Source organism: Amycolatopsis sp. NPDC114503, assembly GCF_055633655.1.
In genome coordinates this window covers 94,845-108,018 of the sequence record NZ_JBVKDT010000018.1, presented here as the reverse complement: position 1 = coordinate 108,018, position 13,174 = coordinate 94,845, and the positions used below count along the sequence as shown (strand labels likewise).

Sequence of the window (13,174 nt, the reverse complement as noted above, 5' to 3'; positions counted from 1 at the left end):
CGTCGGTCGGCGATCAGCGCACTTCCCCGGATTCGGCGGGCACGGAGCTGGTCGCGGCGGCGTGGCAGGCACCGAAGCCCTCGGCGCGCAGCAGGATGTGTCCATTGTGGACCCGGATCGCGGTCTCGGTCGCGTCGCTGACCGCCGAAACCCCGGCCGCGGAAGCCACCGCGCCGGTCTCGTCCACGATCACGCGCACCTTCGGCCATGCCGATTCCGGGCATGAGCGCTTCAACAACCCACGCAGGTCGGCCAAAACCAAATTGGTCAACGGCACCAGCTCCCCCGGCTGACCGGTCGCCACCACGAGCGTGACCTCCCCGGCCGCGCGCAGGGCTTCCTCCACCGCGGACAGCCGATGCAGCCCGATCACCGCGACCACACCGTCGCCGTCGATCCGCGTCGGACGCTCTCGCAGGGCGTCGAAAACCTCTGGCGGAGACCAGATTTCCCCGGCCGCCCGTGCTTGCGGCACGATCGGCGGCTCCGGCCAGGTGTCGCTCAGTTCCAGCGCGGGCAACGCTTCGCACGCGCGCACGACGTTGAACGGCTCGCCGAAACCGGGTGCCGCGGCCGCTAGCTGACTCGCCCCGTGCAGCATCGTGAGCGCCGCTTCCGCCACCCGCACCAGACGTCCGGACGACGGCGAAAGCCGTTCCAGGGCCAGGCCGAGCACGATCGCGTCGAACCGCAGCAGCTGCGCGTACGGCCGATGGGTGAGTTCGTCGGCGAGGATTTCCGGCAGCAGGTCGACACCGAGGCGCGCGTCCGGATCGGTGGCCAGCGGCAGCCGGGCGACCCAGGCGCGGGCGAACGCGCCGAGCGCTTCGGCGGGCGTGAGGCCGCGGTCCGGCTCGGGCGGCTGGGCGGCGAACCGCTCCGCCTCGGCCGCGAGCACGGCGAAGTAGAGCGCGCGTTTGCCGGGGAAGTTGGAGTAGACCGCGCCGCGGGTCAGCTCGGCGCGCTCGGCGATCACGTCGATCTTGGCGTCGCGGAACCCGCGCTCGGTGAACTCGTCGCGAGCGGCGGCCAGCACCTTCGCCCGGTTGCGCTCCTGCGTCTGCGCCCTGGTCAGCCGCGCCATCGTGAGTCCTCCCGGTCCGCTTCCTTGCCAAGATACCGCCACCATTCATATGATGAGATCATCTGAATTGCCCATCTGGAGGTTCCCGGTGTCCCCCGTTCCCGAGCTCGACCTGACCGATCCGGCCGTCACGAGCGACCCCTTCACCACCTACGACGCCGCCCGCGAGCAGGGCCCGCTCGCCAAGCTGACCGGCACCGGCTTCCCGCCGATGTGGGTGCTGACGCGGCACGCCGAAGCCCGCGCGATGCTCACCGACCCGCGGTTCGCCTTGAGCGAGGCCAGCTACCAACGTCCGGAGGTGCCCGAGCACTGCCGTCCGTACCTGCGGACCATGCAGGAGATGGAGGGAGCCGAGCACGCCCGGCTGCGCCGGCTGGCAACGCCCGCGTTCGCCGCCCGCCGCGCGCTGGATTTCCGGCCGGAGATCGAGAAAATCGTCGCCCGGTACCTGGACGCGCTGCCCGCGGAAGGCCCGGTCGACCTGCTGACCGCCTTCGCCCAGCCGCTGCCGATGGAGGTCATCTGCGCGCTAGTCGGCGTCCCGGAAGCAGAACGGCCGCGCTGGCACGAGTACGGCGCGGCGGTCGTCCAGGTGTCCGGCGACGGGTTCGCCACCGCCGTGCCCGGGATCATCGACAGCTCGCGGACGCTGGTCGCGCATCCGGACAGCGCGATGCTGGCGTATCTGACGAATGCGGGCCTGACCGAAACGGAAGCCGTCGCGCTCGTCTGGCAGCTCGTTTTGGCCGGGCAGACGCCGGCGAATTTCATCGCCAATTCCGTGGAAACTCTGCTGGCGCATCCGGATCAGCTCGAACTGCTGCGCGCGGAACCGGAACTGTGGCCGGGCGCGGTCGAGGAATTGATGCGCTGGTGCGGTTCGCAGCTGCTGACGATTCCCCGGCGCGCCACCGAGGATCTGGAATTGCACGGCGTGCGGATCCGCGAGGGCGAGCCGGTGACCGTGTCGATCGCGGCGGCGAACCGGGACCCGCGCGTCTTCGCCGATCCGGACCGCTTCGACGTCCGCCGCGCGGCGGGCGCGCACCTCGGTTTCGCGCACGGGCCGCATTTCTGTCTCGGCGCGTCGTTCGCGCGGGTGCAGGCGGAGGTGGCGCTGACCGCGTTGCTGGACCGGTTCCCCGGGTTGCGTGTCCTCGAGGCGAAGCGGGTACCCGACCCCGGGACCTGGCGCCTCGCCGGGCTGACGGTCGCTTGGTAGCGCCCTCGATCGGGTGAGGTCCCGGCGATGCCGCCCAGGTCCGGCTACCGTTTCGCCAGGTCAGCACGACACCCCGGGAGGCTATCCATGTCCACGCCCATTCCGCCCGTCCTCGGCTTCGCGGTGCTCGACCCGCGGCGCGCGTGGCCGCTCGTGCTCACGCGCGGGATCCTGGGTGTCCTGTTCGGCGTGCTGGCGCTGGTGTGGCCGGGGATCACCGTGCTGGCGCTGGCTTTCCTGTTCGGGATCTACGTGCTGATCGACGCGGTCGGCGCGATCATGCAGGCGTTCCGGCCGGGAGACGGCGCGCACCGGATCGCGTACGCGCTGCTCGGTGTGCTGGGCCTGGTCGCCGGGATCATGACGCTCGTGTGGCCCGGGGTGACCGTGCTGGTGCTGGCGACGCTCGTCGGAGCGTGGGCGGTGGTCACCGGGATCATGGAAATCGTCGCCGCGGTCCGGCTGCGCAAACAGATCACCGGCGAGGCCTTTCTCATCGTGGCGGGCGCGCTTTCGGTGATCGCCGGGGTGCTCGTGCTGTTCCACCCGATCGCGGGCGCATTCGGCGTAGCGCTGCTGATCGGGATTTACGCGGTCATTTACGGGGTAACCCTCGTAGTCCTGTCGTTCCGGCTGCGCACACTGGCGAAATCCGCCGACCCGGCGGAACAGCCCCGGTAGCGAGACAATCGGAACCGACCGCTTCTGCGACGGAAGGACCGCCCGATGACGCAGCAGTACCCCGGCGGCTACGGGGAGGACACCCGGCCAGGAATCGACGCGGCAAGACTGTGGGCGGGCGGAGTGGCCACCGCGGTGGTCGCGGCGCTCGTGGCGGTGGTCGGCCTGCTGATCGCGCGCGGCGTCTTCGACGTGCCGGTGCTGGCCCCGAAAGGCGACGGCCTGTGGGGCAAGGCGAGCACGCCGACCTACGCCGTCGTCGCCGCGGCCGTCGCCTTGCTGGCGACCGGGCTGATGCACCTGCTGAGCGTGGCGACCCCCGCGCCGGGCCAGTTCTTCGGCTGGATCATGGTGCTGGTCACGGCCATCGCGGTGGTCCTGCCGTTCACCCTGACGGTGGGCATGGAAGCGAAAATCGCGACGGCGGCGATCAACCTGGTGATCGGGCTGGTGATCGCTTCGCTGGTGAGCAGCATGGCGGCCAGCGCGCGGACGCTGCACCGGCGGAAGAAGAACAGCCGGGCGGAGCCTCCGCCGCCTACCCGGCAGTGGCCGGAGGGGCCGACCACGTATTACGACCGCTAAGCCCGGAAGGACGCGACCGGACGGCGGATCAGCGACCCCCGGCTCCGGCCCGATCAGCTCGGGGCTAACGCCGCCGAGGCGGCCGCAACGCCTCCTCGATCGCATCCAGCACCCGGACGGCCAGATCCGGATCGGAAAGGTCCGGCAGCATCCGGTCCACCGGGGTGAGCGTCGTGAGCGCGTGCGCGCACGCCCGGTGCACGTCCAGCTGATAGAGCGGATCGTTCACCGGCCGCGCGACCAGCCCCCGCCGCAACGCCGCGAACAGCCCGGGCAGCGGCAGCAGTCCCGCGCTTCGTTCCGGTGCTGCCAGCGCCGATCCGCCCAGTTCCCCGGCCGGATCGACCACCACGGTCGCGTTCCGCGCGACCTCGGCGAGCGGATATCCGGCCGCGTCGGCGCTCCGCCAGGCCACGACCTCCCCCACCCCGGACGCGACCAGCAGCGGCACCAGCAACGGCATCGTGTCCGAGTTCGCCACCACGACTTTCGCGGCGAACGGCGCGACGTGCAGCCGCCGCGACCGGACCAGCACCGCGGCGGCTGTCGCGATGCCCGCGGTTTCCTCCTCGGTGATCACCGGCACCCCGCCGCTCGCGGCGACATCCCGTTGCGCCGCACGGGCTTTCGCCGGTTCCGTCCCGGTCAGGTACACCGCTTCGACCTCGTCCGGCAACGACCGCAGCGCGACCGACAGCTCGCCCGCATTCCGTGACCGCACCGCGAACGCCGACGCCGGCACGCCGGTGTGCTCCCGGATCGCTTGCGCGTCGGCGCTCAGCAGCGCCAGCGAGGGTTCCGGCTCGCCCGGAGCGCTGTCCCCGACCACCGCCAGCCCGGCCCGCACCCCGTTCACCGGCCCGTCTCGCCCTCGTCCGGGCCGTCGAGGGCGACTCCATTGTGCCGCGCGATGTCGCGCAGCTCCGCCAGCCGCGCGCGGTGGGTGTCCGCGTCGTCGTCGCCCGCGGATTCCAAGGCCTGGCGCGCCGCCGCGACGCCCCGCTTCAATTCCCTGACGAATTCACTCGGCATGCTGTCTCCGGTAGAGGGGTTCACAGGTCGTTGCCCGCGTAGGAGAGGTTGAAACTCTTGTTGGCGAGCGGGAAATCCGGGACGATCGTGTCCACGAGAGCCGCCGGCAGCGCGGGCCAGTTGAAGAAGCTCGGGTCGACGGCTTTGACGCGGCTCAGCACTCCGGCGGAGAGCTCGACGCGGTGCACGATCGTTCCGCGCCAGCCCTCGGCCACCCCGACCCCGGACCGCGTACCGCCGGGATCCGCGGTCTCCGACCGGCTGCCCAGCGATCCGGTCAGCCGCTCCACGAGCGCCGCCGAATGGCCGATTTCCTCCACCCGCACCAGGAAACGGGCGAGCACGTCGCCATCGGTCCGCGAGTGCCGTACCGGCTCGCCCAAATCGAGAAAGGGATGCTCGTACCGCGCGTCGCGGCGAAGACCGCTGGCCCGCGCGACGTACCCGAGTGTCCCGAGATCCGTTGCCTGCCGCTGCGAAAGCACCGCAGTGCCCGCGAATCGATCGCGGACCACGGAATGCTCCAACGCCAGCGAAGCGATCTCCTCGGCTTCAGCGGCCAATGCCCGCACTCGCGCCACGTCCGGCAGCCTGGCCAGTCGTGCCCCGCCGAGCCGGACACCGCCGCGCAGGAGCCGGTGCCCGGTGACTTCCTCGTTGTGCCGCAACAGCTTCTCCCGCACCGTCTGCGCATGCGAGTTCAGCACCGAATGCCCGACGTCGTTGCACAGCGCGCCGAGATCGGCCACGTGGTTGTGGATCCGTTCCAGCTCCAGCAGGACCGCCCTGACCCGCGCGGCGTCCGCGGACACCTCCAGGCCCAGCGCGTCCTCCGCGGCGAGGCAGTAAGCCAGCGCGTGCCCGACCGCGGTGTCGCCGCTGATCCGTTCGGCCAGCTCGATCCCGGCCTCGGGCTCCCGGCCGGCGAACAGCGCCTCCAGTCCCTTGTGGACGAACCACAGCCGGGCCTTGAGGTTCAGGATCGTCTCGCCCGACACGGAAAACCGGAAGTGCCCCGGCTCGATCATCCCGGCGTGCACCGGGCCGACCGGGATCTCCGACACCCCGGCCCCTTCCACCGCGCGGAACGGATACGGCCCGTCGGCCTCCCCGAATTCCGGCGGCGCGCCAGCCCCGGCCCGCATCGGGTACCACCCGCGCGGCCAGTGGAAATGCCGGACCAGCCGGCGCGGCAACGGGTGGTTCTCCGGCACGATGCCGAACAGGTCGCGCATCTCGCGCTCGAACCGGCCCGCCGGGAACGACAGCCCGGCCAGGCTCGGCAGCCGCGGGTCGGCGAGCGGGAGCCGCACGCGCACTTCGGCCCGGCGGTCGCCCGGGGCCAGGAACACATACACCGCGCGCAACCGGTCGCCGTCGTCGTGCCCGGACACGAGCGCGACGCGGAATCCCTCCGCCAGCAACGATTCCGCCGCCGCGGGCAGCTCCGCCGGATCCGTTTCCCGTACGTTCACGAGCCGCCTCCCCCGGCCAGCGCGGCCGCGTGCAGCAACGACGCCAGCGGACCGGTCCAGAATCCGAGCACCGCCGCGGCCGCGAGCGGGGCGACCAGCGCGGCCCGCGTCGCCCGCGGCACCGCCATCGGAGCGCGCGCCGCCCCGGGACCGCCGGGCGGTTCGCCCAGCAGCATCCGCGTCGTGTGCCCGGCCAGCGCCGCCGCGACCACCAGCACCAGAACGAGGACGATCGCCGTCGCCCAGCCGAGGCCGCCGGCGAAACCCGCGCGGGCGAGCCCCAGTTCGCTCGCGAACAGGCTGAACGGTGGCATCCCGGCCAGCCCCAGCACCCCGGCGCCGAGACAGCCGGCGAGCCCCGGCCCGCGCGCGGCCAGCCCGCGCACCTGGTCGATCCGGCTCGTGCCGGTCCCCTGTGCGACCCGGCCCGCGCCCACGAACAGCACCGCCTTGACCAGGCCGTGGCCGAGCACGTGCACCAGCACCGCCGCCGTGGCGACCGGACCGCCGACCGCCGCGCCGAACGACACCAGCCCGAGGTGCTCGATGCTGGAATAGGCCAGCATCCGCTTGTAATCGCGTTGCGCGAGCAGCAAAGTCGCCGCCACGAGGAGCGACGCGAGCGCCATCACGATCAGCAGGCCGCGGGCGAACCCGGCGCCGAGCGCGGCATCGGAGATCACCTTCACCCGGAGCACGGCGTAGAACGCGACGGCGAGCAGCACCCCGGACATCAAGGCCGATACCGGCGCGGGCGCCTGCGAATGCGCGTCCGGCAACCACGCGTGCAGCGGAGCCAGCCCCGCCTTCGCCCCGAATCCGAGCACCAGCAGGGTGATCGCGATCCGCGTGACGCCGCTGTCGAGGCCGCTTGCCCCCGCGGCCAGGCCGGCCAGATCAAGGCCGCCCCCGGCGTGCCCGGACGCGTACCCGAGCAGCAGGGTGCCCAGCAACGCCAGCGCGAGCCCGGTCGAGCAGATCACCACGTACTTCCACGCCGCCTCGACCGCGGTCCGGGTCCGGCCTTGGCCGACGAGGAACGCGGTCACGACCGTCGTCGCTTCGATCGACACCCACAGCAGGCCGAGACCGGCGGCGAGGACGGCGAGCGTCATCGCGGCGAGGAACAAGTGGACCAGCAGGCCGTGCCTCGCCGCCGTGCGCGCCGTCGCCCGGCCCGCGGCGCGTTCCGTCGCGAAATGCCCCGGTGTCGCGAGGGTCGCCGGAATCGCGACCGCACTGATCACCACCAGCAGGAACGCCGACAACGCATCGGCCCGCAGCAGCCCGCCCAGCGCGACGATCGGACCGGCTCGCACCACCGCGACGGCCAGCGCGATCGCCGCGGCGAGACCAACGACGGCGCTCGCCGCGCCCGCCCACAGCATGCCGCGCCGCCACGCGGGCACCAGGAATCCCAGTGCCGTCACCGCGGGCACCGCGAGCACCGTTACGACCAGAATCGCCATCAGTCGCGCAACTCCCGCAGCTCGCCGAGGTCCGTGCCGCCGAACAGCTGCCGCATCCGGCCGGACAGGATCTGCAGCACGAGGACCGCCAGCAGCACGTCCAGCGAAACCCCGATTTCCACCAGCAGCCCCGGATCCGCGCCGAGCAGCAGGCCGGTCGCGGTGATCCCGTTGTCCAGCACCAGGAATCCGACGAGCTGGGACACCGCGCGCCGCCGCGTCACCAGCACGAAGAACCCGATCAGGACCACGGTCAGGCCCACCGGAGCGGCCGCCGAGGCCGGAGAAGGATCGAGTTCCACGAGCGGACGCGACACGGCGTAGGCGACGAGTGCCAGCAAAGCGGCCGACAGCAAGGAAGCCGTCACGTTCACGACCGGACGCGTCTCGCGCCGGTCCAAACCCTGGCGCGCGGTCGCCCGCCGCACCAGCCACGGCAGGACACCGGCCCGCAGGACCAGCAACCCCGCCGCGATCAGTCCCGCCTCGGCCGAGCCGGCGAGCAACGCGGCCATCCCGGCCAGCGCGACGCCTTGCGCCGCGAGCATCCGCACCAGAACCGGAAGTTCGCGCCGCCACAACGTCAGCACCGCGGTCAGCAGGAACAGCCCGCAGACCAGGTAAAGCAGCTCGGTCACGAAGCACCTCCGGGCAGGACAAAGGACGCCGCAACCGCCAGCAGCGCGAGCAGGAACGAGCCCGCCAGCAGCTCCGGAACCCGGAAAAGCCGCAGCTTCGCGAAGAACACCTCGGCCGCCGCGAGCGACGCGCCCAGCAGGCCGACCTTCCCCGCGAACGCCGCGGCGCCCGCGAGCAGCGCGGGCAGCGACGCCGAGGTCGCGATCCCCCACGGCACGAACAGGTTGGCCAGCAAACCGAGGAACACCGTCAGCCGCATCGAGGACGCCAGTTCGACCAGCGCGAGGTCCGGCCCGGCGTACTCCAGCACCATCGCCTCGTGCACCATCGTCAGCTCGAGGTGAGTGGCCGGGTTGTCCACCGGCAGCCGTCCGGTCTCCGCGACCGCCACGATCGCCAGCGCGACCGCGGCCAGCAGGCTCACCGGCGACCCGACCCGCGCCGGATCGGCCACTGTGGACGAAACGATCGCGGCGAGATCGGTGCTGCCCGCCCGCGCGGACAGCGCCAGGATCGCGACCAGCAGCGTCGGCTCGACCAGCGCGATCACGGTGATCTCCCGGCTCGCGCCCATCCCGCCGAACGCGGTGCCGGTGTCGAGGCCGGCGAGCGCGAGCGCGACCGTGCCGAGCGCCAGCAGCGCGACCACCGCGAAGAGGTCGGCTACCGGCGGCAACGCCGACGCCGTGGTGACGAACGGGCCCGCGAACGCGACGAGCAGCGTTGTCGCCATCAGCAGGACCGGTGCGGTCCGGAAAACCTGCCCGGTGCCCCGCGGCGTCAGCGATTCCTTGCGCCGCACCAGTTTTCGGAGATCACGCCACGGCTGGAGCACTCCGGGACCAGCGCGTCCCTCCAACCGGGCGCGGACCTGCCGCATCAGGCCGGTCAGCACCGGCGCCCCGGCGACCACGAGCACGGTCTGCACGACCGCTCCGGCGGCGGCGAACCCGGTCATCGCGTCACCGTCAGCAGGATCAGCGCGAGAACCACCGCGGAGAAGCCGTAGCCGAGGTACCGGTGCACGCTGCCGGTGGCCAGCCGCCGTCCGGCGCGGCCCCACGAGGCGGCCGCGGCGAGGACCGGCCGGTAAAGCATCCGTTCGATCCGGTCCGGCACCTCCCGGCGGTAAGCGACCTGGCGCACGAGGTAGCGCGCTTCGTCGTAGTGGCCGACGTCCACATCGGTCTCCGGGCGCACCACGTCGTCGAAAACCCGTTGCAGCGGTTCGGCGAACGACGTCGCGGTGTACTCCGCTCGCGCCGTCGCGGGGCCGCCGCCGCAGTCCCAGAGCCGCGCTTCCCGGCGCGCCCGGCTCGACGCGAGCATCCGCACCGCCGCGACCACCAGCAGCGCGCCGCCGAGCAGGCCGAAGGTGATCAGCAACGGGGAAACCGTGCCCGAGACCCCGTTCAGCCGCACGGTAAGCAGGTCGCGCGCGGCCGGATTGCCGAAGCCCGCCGCCGCGCCCACCGCGGGCAACACCAGCGTCGGGAACAACGCCGGCACCACGCAAGCCACCGCCGCGATGCCCATGCCGACGAGCATCGGCCCCGGACTTTCGTGCGCTCGTTCCGCGCCGGCGCCGCGCGGTTTCGCGAGGAAGCCGATGCCGAACGCCTTGACGAACGTCGCCACCGCGAGGCCCGCGGTGAGCGCGACGGCGGCCATCGTGAGCGGCATCGCGACCGCGGTGACCACCCCGGCGGCGGGAAGGCCGTGCACCAAAGCCTGCAGCAGCAACCATTCCGACACGAACGCCGTGCCGGGCGGCAACGCCGAGGCAGCCAGCGCGCCGAGACCGAACAGGCCGGTGGTCCACGGCATCCGGGTGCGCAGGCCGCCGAGCGCGTCGAGATCGCCGGTGCCGGTCGCGTGGACGACCGACCCGGCGGCGAGGAACAACAGCGTCTTGAACGCCGCGTGCCCCACGGTATGCAGCAACGCGGCGGCCAGCGCCAACCCCGCCGCGACGCGGGCACCGGAGGACGCGAGCAGCCCGGCCGCCCCGATCCCGGCGAAGACCAGCCCGAGGTTCTCCGTGGTCGAATACCCCAGCAGCCGCTTGAGATCCGACGCCATGACCGCCTGGAGAATCCCGTACACCGCCGAGCCCGCGCCCAGCGCGAGCACGACACCCCACCACCAGCGCGAGCCGCCGCCGAGGAGGTCGAATCCGACGCGCAGCACGCCGTACGCGCCGAGGTTGACCATCGCCGCCGACATCAGCGCGGACACGTGGCTCGGCGCCTCGGGATGCGCGCGCGGGAGCCAGGCGTGCAGCGGCACGATCCCGGCCTTCGAACCGAACCCGGCCAGTACGAGCAGGAAGATCGCGCTCGCCGCGCCTGGTGGCGGCGAAGCGGCGCGCAAGACCGCAAAACTGTCGCCGCCTGCGAGAGCAGCGAACCAGAGCAGTCCGATGAGGACAGTCACGAATCCGAGATGCGTCATGACCGCGTACCACCGGCCCGCCGACGCGACCGAAGGCCGCAGCCGGTGCTCGGCAAGCAACAGCACCAGCGACGTAACCGCCATCAGTTCCCAGCACACGAGGAACGTGCCGACCGATGCCGCCGCGGGCACGAGCAGCATCGCCACCACGAACAGCGGCTGCACCGCCTGCACTGTGCGGGCACGCAGCCCGTTCCGGGCGTAACCGATGCCGTACAGCCCCGCCGCAATCGCTACTCCGCCGGTGACAGCGGTGAACAGGCCGCCCATCCGGTCCAGCTCGAACGAGATCCCGGAGAGCGGCAGCAGCCACGGAAAACTGGCGTGCGCGGCCTGCCCGGCGAGTGCCGCCGCACCAGCCGCGACCCCGGCCGCACCCGCGAACATCGTGCCGATTCCGGCCACTCGCGTCCGAGCCTTGGCCGGCGCCACGAGGCTCACCAGCGCTGCCGCCGCCCCGCTCGCGACCGCCGTTCCGAGCCCTGTCGCCGCGAGGTTCACCGGCCCGTCAGCTTTCGCACCGCCTCGACGATCGCCTCGGGCCGAGGCGGGCAGCCAGGCACTTCGAGGTCGACCGGCACGACGTCGCGCACCGGGCCGGTCACGCCGTAAGCACCCGCGAAGACGCCGCAATCCCGTGCGCAGTCCCCGATCGCCACGACCGTCCGCGGCCGCGGCACGGCTTCGTACGTGCGTTTCAACGGCTCCGCCATATTGCGCGTGACCGGTCCGGTGACCAGCAGCCCGTCCGCATGCCGCGGCGACGCGACCAGCCGCGCGCCGTACCGCTCCGCGTCGTAGACCGAGCCGAACGCCGAACCGATCTCGATCTCGCAGCCGTTGCACGATCCCGCGTCCACATGCCGCAACTGGACCGAACCGCCGAGTTCACGCGCTCGCGGCAACGGCTCCGGCCTCGGCGGGGCGGGTTCGGCAGCGCGCCCGGTCCGGCGGATCGCACGCCACAGCCTCAGCACCGCACACCGCCGGCGCGCCGGGCCCCGCGCACGTCAGCGCTCCGCACGAGGCGCGCTGCCGGCCTGCGCGGTCCGCAGGTCGTCGAGCAGTTCGACCTGCCCGGACAGCACGCCGGTCAGAATCTCCCGCGCCACCGCCATCAGCTCCGCGACCTGCGGGCTGATCAGCGAGTAGTAGACGCTCGACCCTTCCTTGCGCGTGGTGACCAGCCCCATCCGGCGCAGGACCGCCAGCTGCTGCGACAGGTTCGCCGGCTCGATCCCGACCTCGGGCAGCATCTCCGCGACGGCGTGCTCGCGCTGCGACAACAGCTCCAGCACCCGGATCCGGGCCGGATGGCCGAGCGTCTTGAAGAACTCGGCTTTCAGCTGGTAGAGCGGCTTGCTCACGGGCGCCTCCTGCGGTCCGGGCCCGTCCGCGGACGGGGCGGAAGGGTTCAGCAATTGCGAATATTAGCAATTACTGAACCCGCGTCCAAGCCGGGTTGCAGTGGCGGACGAATGTCGGAAACCCAAGGCGACGCCATCGGTGCTGCCAGCCCGGCGAGCAGCGAAAGCGAAGGCCGCCGAGTCCCAACGTCACGTCTGTGAGGGGAACCCTGACGGAATCAGATTCCGTCAGGGTTCCCCTCACAGACCGCGAACCACACCCGCGGCACCTGCGCGTTGGCAGCCGTCAACGCGCGCCGAACTCGGCCGCGTGATCGGCCACCCACTGGGCGTAAGTCCGCGCCGGAACGCCGGTGACGTCTTCCACCGTCGTCGTCGGCCGGTCGGGTTCACGCCCGGCCAAACGGGCGTACGCGTCGAGCATGGCGTCCGCGTACTTCGCCGGGATCCGCTCGAGGAGGAGTTCTCGCGCGACCTCCCGGGACACCTCCTCCCAGCGGGTCTCACGGCCGATCACCTCCCCGATCACCCGGACCTGCTCGGCCTGCGTCAGCGCGGCCGCGCCGGTGAGGTCGTACTTCGCGCCGACGTGCCCGTCCGAAGTCAGCGCGGTCACCGCGACCGCCGCCATGTCGGCCTCGTGGATGAGCGTCGAGTACACCGAGCCGTACGCCCCGCGGACGACGCCGTCCTCACGAATCTGCGACGCCCAGCCGAGCGTGTTGGTCGCGAAGCCGTGGGGTTGAAGGAACGTCCACTCCAGACTCGCGCGCTCGATCGCCTTCTCCACCGCACGATGGACCTGACTGATCGCGTCGTCCGAGTCCGTGCGCGCCGCGGCTGACGACAACAGCACCAAACGACGGGCGCTAGAGGCGATCGTGTCCGCTATCTTCTGAGCCGGATCACCGGAAATCAACGGCCACATCAAGAATACCGATTCCACGCCCCGCAATGCGGCGCGCAGACTGTCCACATCAGACAGATCACCGGGCACGACCTCAACGCCGCCGGGCAGATCGGCCCGTTCGGGCCGCCGAGCCAACGCGCGCACCGGAAGGCCGCGTTCGCCCAGTTGGACAACCACCTGACGGCCGACGTTGCCGGTCGCGCCGATCACCAGAATCTTGGTCACGGGAGTACCTCCTTGTGGGGCAATGAGG

At 71.9% G+C, this 13,174-nt stretch carries 14 protein-coding genes; 3 read left to right on the top strand and 11 right to left on the bottom strand.

Features of this window, described 5'->3' with window-relative positions:
• Positions 1–13: 13 nt before the first annotated feature.
• On the bottom strand, positions 14–1,084 hold the full coding sequence (locus tag ACZ7OI_RS44860) for a TetR/AcrR family transcriptional regulator (RefSeq protein WP_470270202.1): 1,071 nt from the start codon (positions 1,082–1,084) through the stop codon (positions 14–16).
• Positions 1,085–1,172: 88 nt separating this feature from the next.
• On the opposite strand from ACZ7OI_RS44860, the gene ACZ7OI_RS44855 reads away from it, so the two are divergent.
• From ACZ7OI_RS44855 to ACZ7OI_RS44845, 3 genes are all read left to right on the top strand, one after another.
• Positions 1,173–2,309: a cytochrome P450 family protein gene (locus tag ACZ7OI_RS44855; RefSeq protein WP_470270201.1), complete on the top strand. Its 1,137-nt coding sequence runs from the start codon at positions 1,173–1,175 to the stop codon at positions 2,307–2,309.
• Between the two features lie 87 nt (positions 2,310–2,396).
• Complete coding sequence (locus ACZ7OI_RS44850; RefSeq protein WP_470270200.1) at positions 2,397–2,990, top strand: HdeD family acid-resistance protein; 594 nt, start codon at positions 2,397–2,399, stop codon at positions 2,988–2,990.
• A 45-nt stretch (positions 2,991–3,035) separates the two neighbouring features.
• Complete coding sequence (locus tag ACZ7OI_RS44845) at positions 3,036–3,575, top strand: DUF6069 family protein (protein WP_470270199.1); 540 nt, start codon at positions 3,036–3,038, stop codon at positions 3,573–3,575.
• A gap of 64 nt (positions 3,576–3,639) precedes the next feature.
• Here ACZ7OI_RS44845 and ACZ7OI_RS44840 read toward each other — a convergent pair whose 3' ends face one another.
• The 10 genes from ACZ7OI_RS44840 to ACZ7OI_RS44795 all read right to left on the bottom strand — a co-directional run bounded on the left by ACZ7OI_RS44840 (position 3,640) and on the right by ACZ7OI_RS44795 (position 13,146).
• Positions 3,640–4,431 carry a hypothetical protein gene (locus tag ACZ7OI_RS44840; RefSeq protein WP_470270198.1) on the bottom strand — a complete coding sequence of 264 codons (792 nt, stop codon included), beginning with the start codon at positions 4,429–4,431 and terminating at the stop codon, positions 3,640–3,642.
• On the bottom strand, positions 4,428–4,607 hold the full coding sequence (locus ACZ7OI_RS44835) for a hypothetical protein (RefSeq protein WP_470270197.1): 180 nt from the start codon (positions 4,605–4,607) through the stop codon (positions 4,428–4,430). The genes ACZ7OI_RS44840 and ACZ7OI_RS44835 overlap by 4 nt, the downstream gene beginning before the upstream one ends.
• A 20-nt stretch (positions 4,608–4,627) precedes the next feature.
• On the bottom strand, positions 4,628–6,082 hold the full coding sequence (locus ACZ7OI_RS44830; RefSeq protein ID WP_470270196.1) for a hydrogenase large subunit: 1,455 nt from the start codon (positions 6,080–6,082) through the stop codon (positions 4,628–4,630).
• The gene (locus ACZ7OI_RS44825; protein WP_470270195.1) at positions 6,079–7,551 is read right to left on the bottom strand and encodes a proton-conducting transporter transmembrane domain-containing protein; all 1,473 of its coding nucleotides are present in this window, start codon (positions 7,549–7,551) and stop codon (positions 6,079–6,081) included. Before ACZ7OI_RS44825 ends, ACZ7OI_RS44830 begins: the two co-directional genes overlap by 4 nt.
• Positions 7,551–8,189: a hypothetical protein gene (locus ACZ7OI_RS44820; protein ID WP_470270194.1), complete on the bottom strand. Its 639-nt coding sequence runs from the start codon at positions 8,187–8,189 to the stop codon at positions 7,551–7,553. The genes ACZ7OI_RS44825 and ACZ7OI_RS44820 overlap by 1 nt, the downstream gene beginning before the upstream one ends.
• Positions 8,186–9,148, bottom strand: coding sequence for a respiratory chain complex I subunit 1 family protein (locus ACZ7OI_RS44815; RefSeq protein WP_470270193.1), 963 nt, complete (start codon positions 9,146–9,148; stop codon positions 8,186–8,188). The genes ACZ7OI_RS44820 and ACZ7OI_RS44815 overlap by 4 nt, the downstream gene beginning before the upstream one ends.
• Positions 9,145–11,145, bottom strand: a complete 2,001-nt coding sequence (locus ACZ7OI_RS44810) for a proton-conducting transporter transmembrane domain-containing protein (RefSeq protein WP_470270192.1) — start codon at positions 11,143–11,145, stop codon at positions 9,145–9,147. Before ACZ7OI_RS44810 ends, ACZ7OI_RS44815 begins: the two co-directional genes overlap by 4 nt.
• Positions 11,142–11,621: an NADH-quinone oxidoreductase subunit B family protein gene (locus tag ACZ7OI_RS44805; protein WP_470270191.1), complete on the bottom strand. Its 480-nt coding sequence runs from the start codon at positions 11,619–11,621 to the stop codon at positions 11,142–11,144. The genes ACZ7OI_RS44810 and ACZ7OI_RS44805 overlap by 4 nt, the downstream gene beginning before the upstream one ends.
• Before the next feature lie 33 nt (positions 11,622–11,654).
• Positions 11,655–12,011 (bottom strand): ArsR/SmtB family transcription factor, encoded by a 357-nt coding sequence (locus ACZ7OI_RS44800; protein ID WP_470270190.1) that lies wholly within the window; start codon positions 12,009–12,011, stop codon positions 11,655–11,657.
• Between the two features lie 286 nt (positions 12,012–12,297).
• A complete protein-coding gene (locus tag ACZ7OI_RS44795; protein ID WP_470270189.1) occupies positions 12,298–13,146 on the bottom strand; it encodes an NAD(P)H-binding protein in 849 nt (282 codons plus the stop codon).
• Between the last annotated feature and the right edge of the window lie 28 nt (positions 13,147–13,174).